At 43.3% G+C, this 21,944-nt stretch carries 17 protein-coding genes; 9 read left to right on the forward strand and 8 right to left on the reverse strand.

What is annotated here, in order from left to right:
* Positions 1 to 109: 109 nt before the first annotated feature.
* From AC6I7V_RS06940 to AC6I7V_RS06955, 4 genes are all read right to left on the reverse strand, one after another.
* Entirely contained in the window at positions 110 to 808 is a 699-nt protein-coding gene (locus tag AC6I7V_RS06940; protein ID WP_255230697.1) for a hypothetical protein, read from the reverse strand.
* A 190-nt stretch (positions 809 to 998) separates the two neighbouring features.
* The gene (prc, locus tag AC6I7V_RS06945) at positions 999 to 2,993 is read right to left on the reverse strand and encodes a carboxy terminal-processing peptidase (protein ID WP_498010529.1); all 1,995 of its coding nucleotides are present in this window, start codon (positions 2,991 to 2,993) and stop codon (positions 999 to 1,001) included.
* Between the two features lie 17 nt (positions 2,994 to 3,010).
* Positions 3,011 to 3,634 carry an RNA chaperone ProQ gene (gene proQ, locus AC6I7V_RS06950; protein ID WP_032549122.1) on the reverse strand — a complete coding sequence of 208 codons (624 nt, stop codon included), beginning with the start codon at positions 3,632 to 3,634 and terminating at the stop codon, positions 3,011 to 3,013.
* A gap of 97 nt (positions 3,635 to 3,731) precedes the next feature.
* Positions 3,732 to 4,205: a GAF domain-containing protein gene (locus tag AC6I7V_RS06955; RefSeq protein ID WP_498010530.1), complete on the reverse strand. Its 474-nt coding sequence runs from the start codon at positions 4,203 to 4,205 to the stop codon at positions 3,732 to 3,734.
* An 89-nt stretch (positions 4,206 to 4,294) separates the two neighbouring features.
* Here AC6I7V_RS06955 and AC6I7V_RS06960 point away from each other — a divergent pair, with 89 nt between their 5' ends.
* The 4 genes from AC6I7V_RS06960 (at position 4,295) to rsmF (ending at position 11,681) form a co-directional block, all read left to right on the forward strand.
* Positions 4,295 to 6,091: an ABC transporter ATP-binding protein gene (locus tag AC6I7V_RS06960; RefSeq protein ID WP_498010531.1), complete on the forward strand. Its 1,797-nt coding sequence runs from the start codon at positions 4,295 to 4,297 to the stop codon at positions 6,089 to 6,091.
* A gap of 95 nt (positions 6,092 to 6,186) precedes the next feature.
* Positions 6,187 to 7,470 carry a PqiA/YebS family transporter subunit gene (locus AC6I7V_RS06965; protein WP_498010532.1) on the forward strand — a complete coding sequence of 428 codons (1,284 nt, stop codon included), beginning with the start codon at positions 6,187 to 6,189 and terminating at the stop codon, positions 7,468 to 7,470.
* Complete coding sequence (locus AC6I7V_RS06970) at positions 7,457 to 10,114, forward strand: MlaD family protein (RefSeq protein WP_498010533.1); 2,658 nt, start codon at positions 7,457 to 7,459, stop codon at positions 10,112 to 10,114. Before AC6I7V_RS06965 ends, AC6I7V_RS06970 begins: the two co-directional genes overlap by 14 nt.
* A 145-nt stretch (positions 10,115 to 10,259) precedes the next feature.
* Entirely contained in the window at positions 10,260 to 11,681 is a 1,422-nt protein-coding gene (gene rsmF, locus AC6I7V_RS06975) for a 16S rRNA (cytosine(1407)-C(5))-methyltransferase RsmF (RefSeq protein ID WP_261881553.1), read from the forward strand.
* A gap of 299 nt (positions 11,682 to 11,980) precedes the next feature.
* Here the strand turns inward: rsmF and AC6I7V_RS06980 are convergent, their stop codons facing one another.
* Positions 11,981 to 13,174 carry an ISL3 family transposase gene (locus tag AC6I7V_RS06980; RefSeq protein WP_255229689.1) on the reverse strand — a complete coding sequence of 398 codons (1,194 nt, stop codon included), beginning with the start codon at positions 13,172 to 13,174 and terminating at the stop codon, positions 11,981 to 11,983.
* A 197-nt stretch (positions 13,175 to 13,371) separates the two neighbouring features.
* Positions 13,372 to 14,211, reverse strand: a complete 840-nt coding sequence (locus tag AC6I7V_RS06985; RefSeq protein ID WP_498011658.1) for a CvfB family protein — start codon at positions 14,209 to 14,211, stop codon at positions 13,372 to 13,374.
* Positions 14,212 to 14,308: 97 nt separating this feature from the next.
* On the opposite strand from AC6I7V_RS06985, the gene AC6I7V_RS06990 reads away from it, so the two are divergent.
* Entirely contained in the window at positions 14,309 to 15,679 is a 1,371-nt protein-coding gene (locus AC6I7V_RS06990; RefSeq protein ID WP_498010534.1) for a hypothetical protein, read from the forward strand.
* 65 nt (positions 15,680 to 15,744) lie between these two features.
* On the opposite strand, the gene AC6I7V_RS06995 is transcribed toward AC6I7V_RS06990, so the two are convergent.
* Positions 15,745 to 16,224, reverse strand: coding sequence for a PaaI family thioesterase (locus tag AC6I7V_RS06995; RefSeq protein WP_255230689.1), 480 nt, complete (start codon positions 16,222 to 16,224; stop codon positions 15,745 to 15,747).
* A gap of 264 nt (positions 16,225 to 16,488) precedes the next feature.
* Between AC6I7V_RS06995 and AC6I7V_RS07000 the strand changes: the two genes are divergently transcribed.
* Positions 16,489 to 17,547, forward strand: coding sequence for a 3-deoxy-7-phosphoheptulonate synthase (locus AC6I7V_RS07000; protein ID WP_255230688.1), 1,059 nt, complete (start codon positions 16,489 to 16,491; stop codon positions 17,545 to 17,547).
* Between the two features lie 10 nt (positions 17,548 to 17,557).
* The gene (locus tag AC6I7V_RS07005) at positions 17,558 to 18,040 is read left to right on the forward strand and encodes a YajQ family cyclic di-GMP-binding protein (protein WP_255230687.1); all 483 of its coding nucleotides are present in this window, start codon (positions 17,558 to 17,560) and stop codon (positions 18,038 to 18,040) included.
* 92 nt (positions 18,041 to 18,132) lie between these two features.
* On the opposite strand, the gene AC6I7V_RS07010 is transcribed toward AC6I7V_RS07005, so the two are convergent.
* A complete protein-coding gene (locus AC6I7V_RS07010; protein ID WP_255230686.1) occupies positions 18,133 to 19,071 on the reverse strand; it encodes a precorrin-2 dehydrogenase/sirohydrochlorin ferrochelatase family protein in 939 nt (312 codons plus the stop codon).
* Between the two features lie 489 nt (positions 19,072 to 19,560).
* Between AC6I7V_RS07010 and AC6I7V_RS07015 the strand changes: the two genes are divergently transcribed.
* The gene (locus AC6I7V_RS07015) at positions 19,561 to 20,589 is read left to right on the forward strand and encodes an amino acid ABC transporter substrate-binding protein (RefSeq protein WP_150872329.1); all 1,029 of its coding nucleotides are present in this window, start codon (positions 19,561 to 19,563) and stop codon (positions 20,587 to 20,589) included.
* A gap of 148 nt (positions 20,590 to 20,737) precedes the next feature.
* Positions 20,738 to 21,943: an amino acid ABC transporter permease gene (locus tag AC6I7V_RS07020; RefSeq protein ID WP_255230685.1), complete on the forward strand. Its 1,206-nt coding sequence runs from the start codon at positions 20,738 to 20,740 to the stop codon at positions 21,941 to 21,943.
* Position 21,944 lies beyond the last annotated feature (1 nt).

The raw sequence follows: 21,944 nt of genomic DNA on the forward strand, positions 1-21,944 counted from the left end.
AGTTTTTTGACCAGATATGTTATTTATCACTGTGATTAGGGGCTCGGTTACTATTTTCCATAAACCCTTGTGGGTAGACAGTAACGCGGTTTCTTTTGCAAAAAGTACGTTAGCGAATCCGATTTAGGACTGCATACATGTCACTCTCTTCCCCTTCAAGAGTCAAAACGTCACTGTTCAGTGTGTAACGCGTACCGTGTTCACCATCTTCATAAAGCAAGACTAATTGATCTCCTTCGGTGTAGTAGACACCGCGTTGTACAATTTCACCACCGGTTTCATCAGAAACTCTAAACATGAAAACGAAATCTGGCTGTAAAACTAAGTCCATTTTCTGGATGTTACTTGCTCTCAAATCACTTCCAGACAGCTCTGCACTCGACCAGATCCCTGCCAGTTCGTTAGGCAACGCTTTTGTAAATAGAACACCATTCAGGTTTAACATGTTGTGATTACTGCTGTAGGAGTATACCTGCGGCTCGGAGGTGTTGAGACCAAGAATAATTGTGTCACCGTTGGCGTTGTACATGCCTTCCCAATGATCAACGCTAAAGTCTCTCTTTTGAATATCAATACTGAAGGTGTAATTTGAATCAAGCGTAAGTTTAATGGCTCGAAAATCTTCGGTCCCACCCTCTGGGTTTGGGTTGAGTAAATACCAGTCCCCTAACAAGAGTGGAAGGTCGAAGTGCGACAGATTACTGTCACTCTTTATAGACTGGGTTGGCTCAGTTGGCTTCGGTGCAGCTCCTTCACCAGCTGTAGCGATAAATGATAGACAAGATAATGTCAGAAGTATCCATTTCATACGCGCCCCCTTATGTTTCTTTAAGCTTAGGCACGTTATTCATATAAAGCGAAAAATATGATCCAAATCACTAAATTTTACTTACAAAGTAACTTTTTTGTCATCTTTGAAGAAAAAATCGCTAATCAATCACAATCAACAGATAATAAAAAAGCGAGCTTAAAGCTCGCTTTTGATTGCTAATTAAGAACTACTTCTTTAGCATATCTAGCATGATAGCAACAGATTCGTCGAGATAGGCATCAGGCGCTTCATAGTCTTTAGGCACATCATCGAGTGTCTTGAAGACTTCTTCACCGTTAGCTTTTTGACGCAGGTTGATACGCTCCAAACGAAGCGCTTCTGCTGTGTCTGTCTCTTCTTGTCTTATCTTCTCGTTTAGAGAAAGCGCGTTATCGTCTTTATCTGCTTTGTATTTTTCAATATCTTGAGCGATAAATCCGAATTCCATATTCTTATCAATACGAGCTTGATGTTGCGTCGTCAACTTTGCGATCAGCTCATCGTTACGCTGTAACACTGAGTATTTTGCTTTGTCGATACTATCCCACGGTAGTGCATTATCTTCTACACTCTCACCCGTTTCAGCAGGATCGATTGGTGTTGGGTAAGCGATATCTGGTACAACACCCTTGTTCTGGGTACTACCACCATTGATTCGGTAGAACTTTTGGATGGTATATTGAACATAACCTAACTCTTTATCGAATAAATCGTAGATATGATTCAATGAACGGTGTTGTTGTACAGTACCCTTACCAAACGAGTTCTCACCCAAAATGATAGCTCGACCGTAATCTTGCATTGCTGCAGCGAAGATTTCTGATGCGGATGCACTGTATCGATTAATCAAAACTGTCAGCGGACCTTGGTAGCTGATTTCACCATCGGTATCACTGTTCACTTTAACACGACCATAACTGTCACGAACTTGAACGACCGGGCCTTCTTTAATGAACAGACCAGAAAGTGCCGTTGCCTCTGTCAATGCGCCGCCTCCGTTATTACGAAGATCAACAATAATACCGTCGACACCTTGCTTGTTAAGGTCAGTAATCAGTTTATCGGTATCTTTTGAAAGGCCAACGTAAAAGCTTGGTACTTCAAGTACACCAATCTTCTTGCCGTCTTTCTCAATCACTTCAGATTTAACCGCTCGGTCTTCTAGACGAATCTTATCACGGACAATTGTGACAACGTGACTTTTTGCATCTTTACCATCAGGCAGGATCTGAAGCTTAACCTTAGTTCCTTTTGGCCCTTTGATTAGTTGAACTACGTCATCAAGACGCCAGCCAATAACATCAACGATCTCTTCGCCATCTTGACCAACACCAACGATACGATCACCTTCACCCAACTGTTTGCTGTTAGATGCAGGGCCACCAGCGACTAATGAACGAATAACTGTATAGTCATCGGTCATTTGTAACACCGCACCAATCCCTTCCAATGAAAGATTCATTTCAGATTGGAACTGTTCAGCATTGCGTGGTGACAAGTAACTCGTATGCGGGTCAACTTCACGAGCGAATGCATTCATGTAAATCTGGAAAGCATCTTCGTTATGCGATTGCGTGATTCGCTTCATCGCATTGTTGTAGCGCTTTTCCAAAACTTCTTGAATTTCAGGCCACTCTTTGCCTGTCAGCTTAAGATTTAACGCATCGTATTTAACTCGTTTGCGCCAAAGTTCGTTTACTTCTGCCGTATCTTTTGGCCAAGCCGCTTCACTTCGGTCGAGTTCAATACTCTCATCGACATCAAACTTGATCTCATCATCAAGCAGAGACAAGGCATATTGGAAACGTTCAAAGCGTTTTTGAATCGAAAGATTGTACACGTCAAAAGCTATCTGGTTATTACCGGCTTTTAGCTGGTCATCAAGTTGAATGGCTTTAGAAGTGAAAGAGTCGATATCCGCTTGAGTGAAGACATTGCGGTTATAATCAAGCATCTCTAAATAACGATTAAAGATAGCTTGAGAAAAATCGTCGTTGAGATTGAAGTGTTTGTAATGAGAACGCGTGAAACGAGAAGTAACGCGTTTGCTCGCGGTTTCATGTTGGGCTTCAGGAGCGAGTAGAGGTAAATCATCCTGATCGAGTTTGGCTTCGAGAGCCTGAGCTGAAGCTGCTAGCCAAAAGCTAGCAGCAATCAGTGTCAATTTTGAACGGCATTTCATGCGTAGGAGTATCTCCTTTAAGCGCGCAAGTGCTCCGCTTTAACAACCATTTGTAGGCCGTTTGCTAACTGAACACGTACATCTTCCTTATTGATTTCAACAATGGTCGCAGCCATGTTTCCTTTACCCATGTTCACATTCACTTCTTTGCCAGTAACGAATTCGTCAGCATTTAGAGCGCGTGTTTCAACAGGCTTTTCTACTTTTGGAGCTTTTGGTGCTTGACGACGAGGCTGTTGAGCTTTCTTCGCCTTTGGTTTTGCTTTGTTCTCTTCGCGAGCTTTTTGTGCTTGCTCTTTACGACGAGCTTGAACTTTCGCTTTGCTTTCTGCAAGCGTCGCTTTCGCGTGCTCTACGTGCTCTTCTTCTAGAACACCACATGCATTGCCATCTAGGTCAACACGTTCTGCACCCGCTTTTACGCCGTGCAGGTAACGCCATGATGAAGTGTACTGTCTTAACGCTGCACGTAGCTGAGTCTTGCTTACTTTCTCGTCTTCACTTAGACGTTCAGCAAGATCTTGAAAAATACCAATTTTAAGTGGTTTTGCTTCACCTTCTAGAGTAAAGCATTTAGGGAAACATTCAGCAATATATGCGATAACTTCTTTGCTGTTTTTTAACTTTTCAGTGTTTTCCATGAGGGTTCCTGGTTTTTGCGGTTTTCCGCGAGCATTAAGAAAATATTTTTACGTATTATAGAGAGATGCTTGGGAAAAACCACAGTAAGAGAATAATTTATGCCTTGTTCGTATGCGAATTAAGCAGCTTTTCCACTTCTGCCATGAAAAATACCAATCCTTCCTCATCAATTTCGCTAAATCGGCCAACATTTGGGCTATCGATATCAAGGACACCAGCAATTTCACCATTGATTGAGAACGGAATCACGATCTCTGAGTTACTTGCTGCATCGCAAGCGACGTGACCTTCGAACTCATGTACGTCGTATATACGTTGTACAGAGTTTGTAGCCACTGCCGTACCACACACACCACGACCAACCGGTATACGAACACAAGCAGGTTTACCTTGAAAAGGACCAAGCACCAACTCATCGCCCTTCATTAAGTAAAAGCCTGCCCAGTTGAGATCGTCAAGTTCCATCGACAGTAATGCACTGATATTTGACAAATTTGCGATCATATCGGTTTCTGATTCGATTAATGCAACGGCTTGTTTGGTTAAGCGACGGTAATGTTCTATTTTCATATTAACTTCCGATTAAATTGAGACTTCCATTATTAATAGAACGCAGTAGAATGCGGCCATCAACACAAATAGGACTTATTCTCATTAAAATGACCAATCCAGATGACACGATCAACCGCTCTTGGTTGACGACTCAAATAAAAAAACACAAGTCCAAACTGGTGTTTGCCAACATTATTGCCATTCTAGCGACGCTTATCAGTGTTCCAATTCCTCTGCTCATGCCATTAATGGTTGATGAGGTACTACTAGACAAACCCGCTTCTGGCTTAGAGATGATGAATCATCTCCTACCCGCTTCAATGCAGAATCCTACCGGCTACATCGCGCTGACACTGCTGTTGGTGATTGTAATGCGTACTTTCAGCCAAGGGTTTAACATCCTACAAGGACGCCAATTTACCCTAGTTTCTAAAACCATCACCTACCAGATGCGCAGCAAGATGATCGATAAACTCGGGCGCATTAGTATCAGACAATACGAAACCAAAGGGAGCGGCGGAATCAATGCTCACTTAATCACTGACATAGAGACCATCGACAAATTTATTGGTTCAACCCTGTCTAAATTTCTGATCAGCTTTCTTACCGTGCTCGGCACTTCAATTGTCTTGCTCTGGCTAGAGTGGCGTCTGGGTTTATTCATCTTATTAGTGAATCCTGTCGTCATTTATTTCTCTCGGAAACTCGGTAGCAAGGTTAAACACCTTAAAAAACATGAAAACCAGTCTTTTGAGCGCTTCCAGAATCGTCTTGTCGAGACACTGGATGGTATTTATCAACTAAGAGCGGCCAACAAAGAACGTATCTTCTTAGACGAACTCAAACAGCAAGCGAACCAAGTTCGTATCGACGCTGATAAATACGCTTGGCAATCAGAAGCTGCTGGTCGCCTATCATTCCTTCTATTCTTGCTCGGTTTCGAACTGTTTAGAGCGGTGGCAATGTTAATGGTGCTATTTAGCGACTTGACCATTGGTCAAATCTTTGCGGTATTTGGCTACCTTTGGTTTATGTTAGGCCCAGTGCAAGAGCTACTCGGTATCCAATTTTCTTGGTATAGCGCCAAGGCAGCATTGAAAAGAATCAACGAGTTACTTACTCTCGAGGAAGAACACCGCCCTGTTAGCAAAGTCAACCCATTCTCTGAAAATAAAGAAGTGTCAGTCGACATTGAAAATGTTACATTCTCTTACACTTTAGAAAACACTGTTTTAAACCAACTTTCGCTCTCTATTCCAGCGGGTAAGAAAGTCGCACTGGTGGGCGCAAGCGGTGGTGGTAAATCCACGTTAATCCAATTGTTAATTGGGGTTTATCGCGCTGAATCAGGGCACATTAGATATAACGGTGAGACCACCGACGACATCAGCTTCGATGTCATTCGGAATCAAATAGCCGTTGTTTTACAACAACCTATACTTTTCAACGATACATTAAGGCATAATCTAACCCTTGGTGCAGATTACGATGAGATGTCGCTGTGGCGTGCTCTAGATATTGCTCAAATGCAAGACGTCATTTCGCAGTTAAGTGATGGTCTAGATACACAAATTGGTAAGAACGGCGTTCGACTATCTGGCGGTCAACGACAACGTTTAGCTATCGCTCGAATGGTGTTGAGTAACCCTAAGTTTGTTATCCTCGACGAAGCGACGTCTGCCCTAGATACTGCAACGGAAGCCGCGCTACACAAAGCGTTAAGTGAATTTTTGAAAGATCGCACAACATTGATTGTTGCGCACCGACTTTCAGCGGTAAAACAAGCTGATCTAATCTATGTATTAGAAGATGGGCAAGTAACACAAACAGGTACACATGGTGAATTGGTTGAACAACAAGGACTGTATCAAACACTCTATGGTAGTGTGCAATCTCACGCCTAACGTTTGTTCCCCATCTAAGGGCGAAACTAGAAGTCGCCCCTTGAACCACGACCAGTTTTATCTGCTCAACAATCAAGTCATCATTGGGAGGTCAAATGGCCTCCACTTCTAAAACGTCAAGTCCATCAATTCCTATACCTGAAAGGCATCAGAATAAGGCGCAAAATGTGCGCCTTTGCCAAGGGTGCGAGTTGCCGGTTGATAAAACCAACGTCCCTACTGGAAAGTCAGCATATTGTCCTCGCTGTGGCACTCAGCTTTATCGAGGTGGCTCTCCTAGCTTGTCGGGTAACCTAGCTATAGCGGTTACCTGCCTGTTGTTATTCATTCCATCGCACTTTTTCGATTACATCAGTATTCGTCTAATTGGCGTGATGATCCCAGCGACACTTCCTTCTGGCGTATTCACACTGATGGCAGAAGGTTTCCCGTTGCTCGGACTGCTCATTCTATTTTGTAGTTCGATTGCACCATTTCTTGTGTGCGCCTCAGTTTTAATTGCTCACCTATCGTTGGACATGAAATGGTTTAGGCCATTTCGTTATTCACTCACCATCATCCAAACCCTCAAACACTGGATGATGCTCGATGTATTCCTTGTCAGTGTTGCGGTCTCTTGTTTTAAGCTACAAGACTATTCAGACATTTTTGTCGGTCCAGGACTTATCGGCTTGCTGCTTCTGCAACTATTTAGTGTACTGCTGGTGAGCCGCATTAGTGTTCGCCGTTATTGGGAAGCGTGGAAAGAAGAAACCAGCTTCGAATTTTCAGAAGCTAAAAGCGTGCACTGCCACAACTGTCACCTTTCTCAGCCAGAAGGTGAGCGCTGCGTGCGCTGTCACCACCAGCTTTATCATCGCAAGCCTTACTCCATTCAAAAGACATGGTGTCTCCTTTTGGCCGCAGCTGTTGCCGTGATACCCGCTAACGTGATTCCTATTTCGATACTCATTACCAACGGTCAACGCCTTGAAGACACGATAATCTCCGGTGTTGCCTCACTCATCAATAGTGAGATGTACGGCATTGCAGCAATCATTTTTATTGCCAGCATCATAGTGCCTGTCGCAAAGATTCTTGGGCTTGCCTACATTCTTATCTGTATTCAAGTAAAAAGGACACTCTACCGTCGTCAGCGCATGACGGTCTATTTTGTCGTTAAGTGGATTGGGAAATGGTCTGTGATGGATCTATTTGTTATCTCAATCATGATGACACTGGTTGACCGCGGTCAAATACTGAATTTTACACCAGGATATGGTGCTGTGGCTTTTGGCATTGTGGTGGTACTTACCATGCTCGCTGCTGATAGCTTAGATCCAAGGCTTATTTGGGATAACCACACCTCTAATGATGGGTCAGTGAATGAACAACAATAACCAATCACAAACGTCGTACTCACCTGAGATAAGAAAAAACAAAGGTATATCGCCTTTGTGGATTCTTCCAATATTGACCGTCGCTCTCGCCGGTTGGTTGGTGATGAAATCTATTCATGATGCAGGGCAGCGCGTTCAGATCTACTTCTCTGATGCGGCAGGCTTAGTCGCGGGTCGTACAACCATTCGTTATCAAGGCCTTGAAGTCGGTATGGTGCGAGACATCACCCTCTCTGAAGATCTTGAAAGTATCTATGTTGATGCAGACATCTACCCTGAAGCGAAAAAGCTTCTCAGCAAAGGGACTCGTTTTTGGTTAGTAAAACCGACCGCGAGTCTTTCTGGAATCTCTGGTCTAGATGCTCTGGTGTCAGGTAACTATATTGCGATTCACCCAAGTGAGACCGAGAAAGAACCTGAAACAGTTTTCAGGGCGTTAGAGTCTTCCCCTTCTGACTTGCTAGCTTCTGAAGGTTTGAACATTCAACTAACGGCAAAAGACCTTGGTGGTGTATCGGTGGGTTCACAAATCGTCTACCGAAAAATCCCAATCGGCGAAGTATACAACTATCAGCTTAACGAGAGTGGCAAATCCGTTACCATTCAAGCGGCGATTAAAGATGAATACAGTCATATCATCACTGACCAGAGCCGCTTTTGGAATGTAAGTGGTTTAGGTGCAAGCATTGGCTTTTCCGGTGTCGACGTACGTTTAGAGAGTCTTAGTGCCCTACTAGGTGGTTCGATTGCGGTTGACTCACCAGGAGAAGGTCAACCTGTCGAAATGAATACCAAGTTCAAGCTGTATCCAGATTTAAAAACGGCAGGCCGTGGTATTTCAGTCAAGATTTCCGTTCCCGACGACAATAATATCAGCGCGACGGGTGCACCAATCATGTACCGAGGGATAGAGATCGGCCAGATTACCGACCTATCATTGAGTAAAGGACGTGAGCACGTGGTCGCTTCAGCTGCAATACAGCCCGCATTTAGTGACTTCCTCAATTCTGGTAGTAAATTCATTCTAGAAGAAGCCAAGCTCTCATTTAGCGGTGTTGAAAACATCAGCAACCTCGTAAAAGGAAACTTCTTAACGTTAGTACCGGGCGAAGGTGACAAAGCTCGTCAATTTACCGCTATCCGTAAGCATGAATACAACCAACAACAAGAGAAATCTGTAGCGATTCGTCTGAAGTCAAACAACTCATTTGGTCTAGATGTAGGAACGAATATTCTCTACAAAGGTATTGCTGTTGGCTCAATCATCGAAGTGGGTTTGGTCGATAGCGTTGGCTCCGGAAGTGAGCAGCACGAAGTCTACATGGATGCCTTAATCGACAACCAGTACGCCCATCTTATTAAAAGCAATAACCGTTTCTTTGTGACAGGCAGCGCCTCAGCGGAGCTCACTGAGTCTGGTTTGAGCATCACAGTACCACCGGCTAAACAGTTATTAACAGGCTCAATTAGCTTCGTAAGCGAAGGAAAGGCCAAAGCACAACCGACGTATCAACTGTTCCAAAGTAAGTCATTAGCTGAGTTGGCTAAACTCGATCACACTGGTTCGAAATCAATCACTCTATTTGCAAACGAGCTACCTCCTATTTCGAAAGGTAGCCCTATCCTTTATAGAAATCTTGAGGTTGGCACTGTGTCCGATTTCGAGCTATCTGATGGCGGCGTGAAGATTAAAGCCAAGATTGAGAACCGTTATGCACACCTAATTACCGACCAAACTGTATTCTGGAATCGCTCAGGCGTTGAAGTGGATGCGTCTCTTGCCGGGGTCAATATTACTGCAGCACCAGTAAAAACACTGATTCAAGGTGGTATCGCATTTGACTCCTTACCAGGAATAGACAATAAAATTGGCGCTTCTTGGAAGCTTTACGACAATGCAAAAACAGCTCGTAAGTTTGGACGCGCGATCCAGTTAACCGCTGGTGGCGATGTTGAAGTAACTAAAGGTACGGCAATTAAATATCAAGGGGTGAAGGTTGGTGAAGTAACGCTGGTTGTTCCTAACTTTAATCGCAAAGGTATTGAGATCACAGCGCGAATTCTTCCGGAGTACGTGGATAAAGTGGCGGTTCAGAATAGTCATTTCTGGCTGGCAAGCCCTGAGATCGGACTCAATGGTATCAAAAACGTTTCAGCACTGTTGTCTAAACACATCAACGTTGAGCCGGGTTCGGGAAAACACACGAATCAATTCGTATTATCTGACGCGCCTGTGGCCTCTCAAGGTAAAGTGTTCGTACTTCAGAGTGAATCTCGTGGCTCAGTAACGAAAGGCACGCCTATTCTATTCCGCGAATTGGAGATAGGTACTGTAATTGATGTTCGCTTAGGTGAATTTTCTGACCGTATCATCTCGACGATTCGTATCGATTCTGAGTACGCCTATCTGGTACGCGCAAATAGTGTGTTCTGGAACGTCTCAGGTGTCGATGTTTCTATCGGTTTGTCTGGCGCCAATATTAAAGCTGGTACGGTGGAAAGCTTGTTACGAGGCGGAATCACGTTTGCTACTCCGCCAACAGATGTACTTCAGCCCCCAGCTGACGAAGATCAATCTTTCTATCTTTACCCACAAGCGGAAGATGAGTGGAAAATGTGGCGTACCGCAATTCCCAAGCCTTAGTTCTAAAACAGGCACTAGATAGAACAATAATTAAACGTAAATGCAGCCAATGTGCTGCATTTTTGCTATCTAGCTCAATTGTGGTTTAGCGCTCAACCTTTTTGCTTTAAACTTGTGGTATTCATGTCAAAGCTGAGATTTCCCCTTGCACGCTAACGTCTATATTCCAGATGAATTTCTTACTCACATCGAAACCTTTATGCCTAGTCATCTAGACATGGCTTCATTTATCGAGTCTTGCCAAAAACCACTGCGCAAAAGTATTCGCGTTAATACACTTAAGATCAGTGTCGATGACTTCCTCGTACGAGCAAAAGACAAAGGTTGGGAATTGGAAGCTGTACCGTGGTGCGATACTGGTTTTTGGATCACTGCAGACGAGAGTGTTGTCCCACTTGGAAACACGTCTGAGCACATGTCTGGTCTATTCTACATCCAAGAAGCCAGCTCAATGATGCCTCCGTCCGCACTATTTTTTGGCAATGAAAAATACGATTCAGTCCTTGATACTGCAGCGGCACCAGGCTCTAAAACGACTCAAATCGCCGCTCTGATGAATAATGAGGGTGTCTTGGTTGCCAATGAATACGCAGCAAGCCGTGTAAAAGTCCTACACGCTAACATTGAGCGTTGCGGTGTTCGCAATGCGGCACTGAGTAACTTTGACGGACGTGTTTTTGGTGGCTGGCTACCAGAGACATTTGACGCTGTTCTGCTTGATGCTCCATGTTCAGGCGAAGGCACCGTTCGTAAAGATGCAGACGCGATGAAAAACTGGACTTACGATTCAGTTGTTGATATCGCGAATACGCAAAAAGATCTGATTGAGAGCGCTTTCCACGCATTAAAGACTGATGGTGTTCTCGTTTATTCAACTTGTACACTGAGCACAGAAGAGAACCAACAAGTTTGTCACCATTTGAAAGAGACGTTTGGTGATGCCGTTGAGTTTGAATCTCTGGAAGGTTTATTCGAAGATGCAAAAGCGACCTTAACTGAAGAAGGATTCCTGCATATCTTCCCGCAAGTTTATGATTCAGAGGGTTTCTTCGTCGCTCGTATACGTAAGGTCGCTTCAGTTACACCACCGAAAGTTAAAAAGCGAATGGGTAAATTCCCATTTGAAAAGGCATCAAACAAAGTACACCAGGAAGTTGAAACTCACTTAAATACCGCTTTAGATATTTATCTACCCAAAGATGCGCAAGTTTGGCTTCGAGATAAAGATGTTTGGCTATTCCCTGCGGCGCTTGAGCCAATGATTGGTGAGCTACGTTTCTCGCGTATGGGCATCAAGATCGCCGAAACTCATAAGAAAGGATATCGTTGGCAACATCAAGTCGCGACGTCCTTAGCGACAGGAAGTGAGTCAAAAATTGTTGAGTTGACGATCGAGGATGCTCGAGAGTGGTTTATGGGGCGTGACGTGCGCCCTGACAGCCTATCAGGAAAAGGCGAAGTTTTAGTTAAATTTGAAGGTGCGATTATCGGGCTTGGGAAATGGGTCGGCAATCGAATTAAAAATGGCCTACCTCGTGAGTTAGTCCGAGACAAGAACTTGTTTTAGGCTTACCTTTCAAACAATAAAATGCCCGATAACACACCAGTGATTGCTGTGTTATCGGGCTTTTCTATTTTCTATCTCTTCGATACCAGATGAATTATTGCACACCAAATTGCATAACAATCAGTTTCATTAATATCAAAATTATTAATAAATATATTTGCTTTTAAAGGCAATTAATCGATATTTACCAAAAATCGTCTAAACTTGACCTATCAGACAGATAAATAGCGCTGTAAGCGTCGGCTCCTTGGAGCCCTTTCCCCTAAGCCCGGACAGGAACGTTTGGGCTTTTTTTTGGTTCATCGCGGCTTTCCGGGGAAAGCCGCTTTTATCTTCAAGAAGAAGTAGTCAGTATCTCGATAACCATATCCCATTCGCTTGATTAGCTTTATCTTGTTGTTTATCCCTTCAAGCGTGCAGGTATTTAACGGATAACTTGCCGATGCGATAACCCCGTGAAGATATGGTCTGAGTTTTCGTGCGAACTCTTTTAATGGCTTGATCCCACTCTCTTGCACTTGTTCCCACCACGCGTCCCAGAGCCCCTTAGCGTGCCCTTCTGATTCACAATACCAAAGCTCTTTGAGTTGTGCTCCGAGTATATATGTGGTCATTAAGTCCTTATTGATATTCAATATTTCACTAAGATAGCTTTCTTGGCGTGTATTTAAGTTGCCTCTATTTTTCAGCAGTACCCAGCGTGAACGCTTCACCCATTGCCTCGCTTTTTTGTCTTGCTTAAGTTTGTTAGCTTGGTCGACTCTAACTCTATCCATCACCTCGCGACCGAACTTAGCGACAACATGGAATAAGTCGTAAACGATTTTTGCGTTCGGACAGTGCGCTTGAACTTCAAGATCGAAAGCCGTATTCATGTCCATCGCGACGGCTTCGATATTTATCCCATGCTCGCCTAATTGCTCGAAGAACGGTCGTATGTCTTTGCGGCTACGACCTAATCCTATCCAAATGACTTGGTGAGTTTTAGCATCAGCGATGACCGTGGCATATCGATGTCCTTTAAAGATGGCGAACTCGTCCATGACGAGTTGCCTTAGATCTTCCCATTTTATTGACGGTACAACTTGTCTAAGCCGGCGTTTATCTATCTCTTTAATTGTGTGCCAATGAACGCTCGTTAACTGGGAGATATGCTTAATAGGGAGAAGAGGTAATAGTTGTTCTATATAGCTTTTTAGGCGCTTCGTTATGCGAGCATAAGGCTCTAACCAAGATAGAGACTCTGTTTTTATGCCGCAGTCGCGACACTTAATCCTTCGAGTTTGAACGGAAAGTTCAACTGGAACACCGAGTAACATGGCATCCTTTACATGACGCCATTGATACTCATGGATAGCTTCGGCTTCAAGACCACAGAGGCATTTAGCTTCAGAGTTAGGTTTAAGAGTAAGGGTAATAAGTGTTGCTGTCTGGTGAGACTTTACTATTTGAAAGCCTTCCCAGAATGAAGATAGGAAAGTATGATTCGGCATGGAAACGGTAGTTTGTGTATGATTTTTGTTTGGCGACTAAACCATATCACTTACTACCGTTTTTGTTTTAAGTTCCCGCTAATCCGCGATGAACCTTTTTTTTCGTTTCCAATATCCACTACAAAAGAGTGATGAAAGAAAAAAGGAGCTCATAAAAAGCTCCTCTACAGACGCGGACTGAGGCGCAATATAGTTCTTTACTTAACTAAGGTGATGCCTTCTTTATCAATCGAGATTTTACCTGCTTTGTAGAGCCCACCGATCGTTTTCTTAAATGTACCCTTACTGGTACGGAAAGCAGAGAAGATAGCATCAGGTGAAGACTTATCATTCAGCGGCAAGAAACCACCTTTTTTCTCGAGTAAATCTAGGATCTTAACGCTCAAGTCGTCCATCTTCGCCACACCAACTTTCTGTAAAGAGAGGTCAATCTTACCGTCTTCTTCACGAATGTTCTTGATGTAACCTTTCAATGTTTTACCAATGAAAAGCTTGCCGATAACGTCTGACGGGAAAATCATACCCCAGTGCTCGCCGTTGACGATCGCTTTGTAACCCAATTGGCTACGCTCAGCAATAATAAGGTCTACTTGCTGATTACGCTTGTAGTTCGCTGGGGTATTATCCAATAATTTGTTGAATTTCGTTGTACCTACGATACGACTAGACGCTTTATCAATATAAACATACACAAGGATAGATTGACCTTCATGCAGACGGCCGCGCTGTTCGCTAAATGGTACTAGTAGGTCTTTACCTTTAATGCCCCAGTTAACGAATGCACCCGTGCTGTTCACACCCTCGACTTGCATTAGACCCCACTCACCCACTTGTGCGATGGGTGTTTCTGTCGTTGCTGCAATTTGATTGTCTGAATCGATGTAAAGCAGAACATCTAATTTTTGACCAATTTCAACGCCTTCAGGAGTAAATTTCTTTGGTAGCAACACGGTTCCATAGTCGCTTGCGTCAAGGAATACACCGAAATCTGCCTGTTTTACCACTTCTAAGCTGTTTATTTGACCAATATTAATCATCAAAATTGTCTCTACATTAAATTTGTCAGAGATTATACGTGATCTCTGTTATGCTTTCGCTAACTTCATTCATATTTTTACACTGGAGGAACTTTCGTTGATCACCGTTGATAAACAAGACGCGATTACACTAAAAATAAACCATGCAATGGCCAAGACAAAAAAACTCGACATGGATGTGTATCTCTTTGTTCCCGGTGAGCTCGGCCTAACGCAAGAAGTTCTCTCTGAGAGCGCATTTTTCTACAGTTCCATCACTCAAAAACGGGCTTATTACAGTGATAAAACACTACTGCCTCTCGTGCACAGTCGCCTTGCAAAGCGAGGACGCCTCTCTACTACTCAATACCGTGTCAGCCTAAGCTTATTTGCTTATCAATATGTGATTGCTTTAGATAAAGCGGTGTCGAGCTTAAATAAAAATGATAGCTTGCATAAAAACGATAGTGACACGGTCACTTCAGATGAAGTAGACGAAGTGATTGAGCTAGCGCTGGATATCCTTAAAAAGCTTCGTCGAAGCATTCCTTATGAAGAGAACTTAAAGCGCTACTATGCCAATATCGATAACTACCTATCTTGGTATACCGAGCAGAAATTCTTGTCACTGATTTCTCATATGCCCAGAGGTAGTGAGTACTCGACGATTAAAGAACGCTTGATCGCTTTATGTGAAAAAGAGACCGCTCACCGTAAGCTCAATAGATACAACTCGACGAAAGTTCGCGACGACGTCACTCGTTTGAGTAATAAAATGCGCTTGTTACGCCGTCTAATTGAACACCCTATCGTCCTTCAAGAAAAAGCAGTATCTATGGGTAACAATGTGAAACGTGCAGTTAAAGGGATCGCAACAGGTCTTGTGATGGTGTTCGTAACTACGACCGTTATCTTGGCTCGTGATTTTCTCGGTGAGATTACCGCTTCTTTTATTGTCGCTATGTCATTCATCTACGCGTTACGTGAAATATTTAAAGATGACCTGCGTGATATCCTTTGGCGTTGGATTCGTAAAGGTAAACCAAAGTGGAAACGCCGTTATCTCGATCCGACAACGAAGAAGGTCGTTGGGCACAAATTAGAGTGGTTAGATTACACTAGCTATTCAAAGCTAGCAGATCGCATTCAAGCAATACGCAAAAAGCGCGTAGTGCAACGCGAAGAACAAATCCTTCATTATCGTTCGCATACAGAAATGTCGACCTCCACTTTTATGAGTGGTTACGAAGAGACTCGCGAGACGCTGTCCATCAGCTTAAGAGCGTTAACCCGTTTGATGGATAAAGGTTCAAATAAAGTCTACCGTTTGAATGATGGTCAAGTCAGTCGAGAATCAGTCGAGAAGCGCCATCTGCTTAATTTGATTATCAAAGAGAACAATCATGATGGTGAACCAACTTACTATCGTTGGAAAATCGTTATGAACCGTTCGAAAATCGTGGATATTGAAGAGATCACACAAGTCTAACTTTTGCGTGAATCGGTTGCTTAAAGTAAGGCGATACAGAGAGTTAGGATTATATGAGGGTCAGCTTAGCGGCTGACCTTTTTGATCGAAAGCGTTAAGGTAAACTCAGCCATCGGCTCATCACCGTGTAGTGTTGGACATGTCGCGACAATCGAAACAGGCTGGTTTACCCTCTCTCCTGTTTTCATCGTCTCTGCCAACATATCATTAATCAGAGCCCCGTCGCGGCATATGAAATGCACATCGCCTTCCGGTCTCTTTAAAAACTGGCCACTCACTCCCTTAAAAGCCAATGAGATCTTTTCACCCTGTTGCTGAGACTTGCTCATTGCAAGGAAACCGCCAGCTACGTCAGCCCCTACCGCGAGCACACCAAAATACATGCTATTGAGATGATTTTTAGTTCTTCTTTTTAGAGGGATTTTGACTTCTACATGAGTATCATCTAGCGCCAACAGTTTTGGTCGACATAACCAAATCAAGGGCACTTTAAAAAAGCCAAACATGTTGAGATAAAGGTTTGCTTTCTGAAGCGGTGATAACATTGCTGCGTCCTAGCTTGTGAGTTGTCAGACCAGTTAACCTAACGCACGTTTGAATGTCAAAAAAATGTTACGAAAAAGAGAGATAGCCTTACACATCCAGTCATTCAACTCGTTTCAATGAACCTCACCTTGACGCACGCCCCAAGCAAACTGATAAATCTAAGAATATTGCCAATATCCGAGCTAACTTTGACCTAAGGGAGTTTATTCCTCCGTTTAATTCCGTTATCTTTACTGCTTCGCAATAGAATAAAAAGCTATCACATGCCATTAAAAACTGATGAGTTGAGAACCCAAGCACTTGGGCCAATGCCAACTCCTGCCGAATTAGGCAACGCACACCCAATCACTGACGACGTTGCTGAGCGCATTGCAAACTCTCGCCGCCAAATCGAAGACATCCTCACTGGACGAGACAACCGTCTACTGGTCATCGTTGGCCCTTGTTCTGTGCACGATACTGATGCTGCTTTGGATTACGCTGAACGACTCAGCAAAATTCAAGAGCAATACAAAGACGAACTGTTCGTCGTAATGAGAACTTACTTCGAGAAACCACGTACTGTTGTAGGTTGGAAAGGTCTGATTACCGATCCAAACCTAGATGGTTCTTACGCTCTGGAAGCAGGTCTTAACAAAGCACGCAAACTTCTGCTTGATATCAATAAGCTGGGTTTAGCGACGGCGACTGAGTTCTTAGATATGATTACTGGCCAGTACATTGCCGACCTCATTACTTGGGGCGCAATCGGCGCTCGTACTACAGAATCACAAATCCACCGTGAGATGGCGTCTGCTCTGTCTTGCCCTGTTGGCTTTAAGAATGCAACTAACGGCAACATCAAAATCGCTATCGACGCTATTCGTGCTTCACAAGCTTCTCACTACTTCTATTCTCCAGATAAAAATGGTCGTATGACTGTTTACCGCACTTCTGGTAACCCGTACGGCCACGTTATTTTACGTGGTGGCGATAAAGGCCCTAACTTCGATGCAGAGTCGGTTGATCAAGCTTGCCAGCAACTGGCTGAATTCGACCTGCCTCAACGTCTTGTTGTCGACTTTAGCCACGCTAACTGTCAGAAACAACACCGCAAACAACTTGATGTTGCAAAAAACATCTGTGAGCAGATCAAATCCGGTAAGAATCAAATCGCAGGTATCATGGCTGAAAGCTTCATTGAAGAAGGCAATCAGTCGATGAAAGACCTCAACAACTTAGAGTATGGTAAGTCAATCACAGATCCATGCCTAAGCTGGGACGATACTGCGATCATGCTTGAACTGCTTGCAACTGCCATTAAAGATAGAAACTTAGCTTAAGGAATTAACCATGCCTTCATTTGATATTATTTCTGAAATCGAAACCGTTGAGCTGCGCCACGCGGTCGACAATGCAAACCGTGAACTTGCGACACGTTTCGACTTCCGTGGTGTTGAAGCAAGCTTCGAATTCAAAGATGAGACTGTAAAACTGTCTGCAGAGCACGATTTTCAACTAAACCAGCTTCGAGACATCCTTCGTGGCAACTTGACGAAACGTGGCATTGATGTCTCAGCAATGGAATCTCAGAAACCCGATCAATCTGGTAAATACTGGCACCAAAACGTTATTTTCAAGCAAGGAATTGAAACCACTGTTGCTAAGAAAATCGTCAAGCTGATTAAAGACAACAAGATTAAGGTTCAGGCTGCTATCCAAGGTGAGAAAGTTCGCGTGACAGGTAAGAAGCGTGACGATCTTCAAGCTGTTATGGCGCTAGTTCGCAATGGTGAGCTAGGTCAACCATTCCAGTTCGATAACTTCCGCGACTAATCTTTACGAGCCATATAAAGAAAGCCTCAATGTTGAATCGCATTGAGGCTTTTTGTATTTAAATGACTGTTATTTCAGTCAAGTCATGAAACTCAAAGGCTACGCCCTGAAGCTAATTTGATATCACTACCAATCAGCAAGTTAAATTCAACGCTATTTGGCGATACAAACACACACACTCGCAAGTTTTCGTTGCGGGCCTTCATTAATTTTGTGGAGAGCTCACCACTGTCTTTAAACTGCTCACGCTCAGCGTCACGACGACACAGATCCACGTATTCGAATGGGCATTCAGCTGGGTGTAAAACAAGCTCCGCTTCCTGCATAAGACGTAAAGCTTTAATAGAGAGTAGCTCGACGTCTGAGTCAAACTCGATCCAGGTCACTTGCCCTTGTGAGTCTACTTCTTCTTTTAAGGACTCTTGGTAGAAAGCTTCAAGCTCTTCACGATCTTTAATAGCTTCTATACGTGATGAAGATAAAAAGCGTTCCCAAAACTTACGACGTTCATCTACCGTTGGAAAGGTCTCCTTGATTGAGTTACGTTTTGACGCACCAAAATCGGCGAGTAGACCCAAATTCTGCGGCAACAGGCTCTCAAACTTTTCGCGAATATTACGAACTAAAACCGGTGAAGCGCCACCACTAGAAATCGCTATCTGAATTCTTCCTCGGTTGATCATCGAAGGGGTTATAAAGTCACAATATGGCTGATCATCAACCACATTTACCAAAATACCCATTTTTTTTGCATCACTATGCACCTGGTGATTTAACTCCGGGTTATCAGTGGTTGCCCATACTTGCAAGTAACGACTCGACAGCATTTGAGACGAATAAAAATTTTGCACCCAGTGCAATTTATTTTCATCTACCAACTGCTGCAAATAAGGTTCAACCTTCGGTGATATAAGGGTTACATCGCCTCCGGCTCGAAGCAAACTATCGACTTTTCGACAAGCTACTTCACCACCACCTACAACCAAAATCGGTTTGTTTTCGATGTCTAAAAACATTGGAAAGTAACGCATTTTCTTCCTTGAGACCTCTTTAATAACTATTCATGCATGCTACCAAATTTGGGGCATAATCCTAGGTGCATTTGCATAATTAAAATAATATTTCACCAAATTTACGATTTTCTTAAGTTTAATGTTTCGACAGAAAATTAGATAAACAACATATTTGCCTAGGCTATTGATAAATTAAAAACCTAAATCTCGTTGCACCAACAGTGTGAACCCTTGCACTATTTACATTCACGTAACATTTGGTCATTCTAAATGTGTCCGGATTTGTGATTTCACTCAAAAATCTTTTTAAATTATACATTTGAGAAACCGCAAATCCTTTCCTAACCTTATAAACAGTGGTTCAAATCGCACACAATATTATTTGCGAAATGCAAATACTGATTTGAACACTGCGCTTAAAGGTAACAAAAACAAGCAACACAGCAAGCACAACACAAATCGAGCACGTTTATCAGGTGTCACTTGATTTAACAAGGAAGGATACAAATGACAAATAAACTAACACTTCTTGCTTCAGTAGTAGCTGCATCAACTGCAATGATGGCAACATCTGCATCAGCGGCAGAAAGCACTCTGGACAAAGTCACATCTCAAGGCTTTCTAACTTGTGGTGTAAGTACAGGTCTTCCAGGGTTCTCTAACCCTAACTCAAAAGGTGAATGGGAAGGAATTGATGTTGAGTATTGTCAAGCTCTTGCAGCGGCTGTACTCGGTGATAAGACTAAAGTTAAATACGTACCTCTAACAGCTAAAGAGCGTTTTACCGCTCTACAATCGGGTGAAATCGATGTTCTATCACGTAACACGACATGGACACTGCACCGTGACACTGCTCTAGGTCTAAACTTCGTAGGCGTTAACTACTACGATGGTCAAGGCTTTATGGTTAAGAAAGATCTTGGCCTAACAAGTGCTAAAGAGCTAGATGGCGCTTCTGTATGTGTTCAATCTGGTACGACAACAGAGCTTAACCTTGCTGATTATTTCCGTAACAACGGTATGTCTTATAAGCCAGTGGTATTTGACACGGCTGCACAAACTTCTAAAGGTTTCGACGCAGGTCGTTGTGACGTTCTGACAACAGACCAATCTGGTCTTTACGCACTTCGTTTGAACCTAGCCGATCCTAAGTCTGCTGAAGTACTTCCAGAGATCATCTCTAAAGAACCTCTAGGTCCAGTAGTTCGTCAAGATGACGACAAATGGTTCAACGTTGCTAAATGGACACTGTCTGCAATGGTCAACGCAGAAGAGTACGGCATTACATCTAAAAATGCAGATGAAATGCTGAAATCTAAAGATCCAAACATCAAGCGTATCCTTGGTGTTGATGGACCTAAAGGTAAAGGCCTAGGTATCCGTGATGACTGGGGCTACCAAGTTATCAAGCAAGTGGGTAACTATGGCGAGAGTTTCGAGCGTACTGTAGGTACAGGTTCTCCTCTTCAGATCTCTCGTGGTGTAAACGCGCTATGGAATGCGGGCGGCTTTATGTACGCTCCACCAATCCGTTAATAGCCACTACGTGATTACTTTACACAGCGGCTTCTGACCAATCCTACATATAGTGATTGACCTAGAGTCGCTGAATTTACAACTGAGTAACACGAAATTAGGGCGGATTTCCGCCCTAACTGTTAAATGGATTTGAGGTTATTGCAGTATGAAACCTAATAACACTTCTATTCCTTCCCAGGAAAAGCCCCAAGCGAAAAGCGCAAACCTTCTTTATAACCCAACTTTCAGATCGGTCGTCTTTCAGATCATCGCTCTTGGTGCTCTCGCCGCTTTCTTCTATACCATTGTCAACAATGCGTTGACGAACTTGGATGCACGCGGCATCGCTACCGGTTTCGATTTTCTTAGCCAAGAAGCTGGCTTTGGCATCGGTTTAACACTCGTCGAATATGACGAAACCTTCTCTTATGGTCGAACGTTCATCGTTGGCCTACTCAATACCGCACTCGTTTCTGTTCTAGGTATCATTCTAGCGACAGTTCTTGGTTTTACTATGGGTATTGCACGTCTATCGTCAAACTGGCTAGTTAGCCGACTTGCTGCGGTTTATATCGAAATTTTCCGTAATGTTCCTCTTTTACTCCAAATTTTCTTTTGGTACTTCGCGGTTCTACAAGCGCTACCATCTGCTCGCCAAAGCTTAAGTCTTGGTGAAGCTATCTTCCTTAATGTTCGAGGTCTTTACTTCCCTGCGCCTATTTTTGAGGCAGGAAGTAATATCGTTATTGCCGCTTTCATCGCGGGCATCGTTGCAACCATCATCATTAATATTTGGGCTAAGAATAAACAACGTTTAACCGGTCAACAGACACCTATGGGTCGTATTGCTCTTGGTTTAATTGTTGTTCTACCAATCATTGTTTACTTCATCATGGGTATGCCAATTTCAGCGGAGTATCCAGCGCTTAAAGGTTTTAACTTTAAAGGCGGTATTAGCATTATCCCAGAACTTGCAGCTCTTATGCTTGCATTAAGTATCTATACGGCATCATTTATTGCTGAGATCGTTCGTTCAGGTATTAACGCGGTAAGTCATGGACAAACTGAAGCAGCAATGTCTCTCGGTTTACCACGTTCTCGTACTTTAAAGCTGGTCATCATTCCGCAAGCGTTGAGAATTATTATCCCACCGCTAACAAGCCAATACTTAAACCTAACTAAAAACTCATCACTAGCAATGGCGATTGGTTATCCCGATTTGGTTTCTGTATTCGCAGGTACAACGCTGAACCAAACAGGTCAAGCGATTGAGATTATCGCGATGACGATGGCCGTTTACCTTACATTGAGCTTATTAACCTCTGCGTTAATGAATATCTATAACCGTAAAGTTGCATTGGTGGAGAGATAAA

It is taken from the genome of Vibrio sp. KUL70 (genome assembly GCF_059725515.1).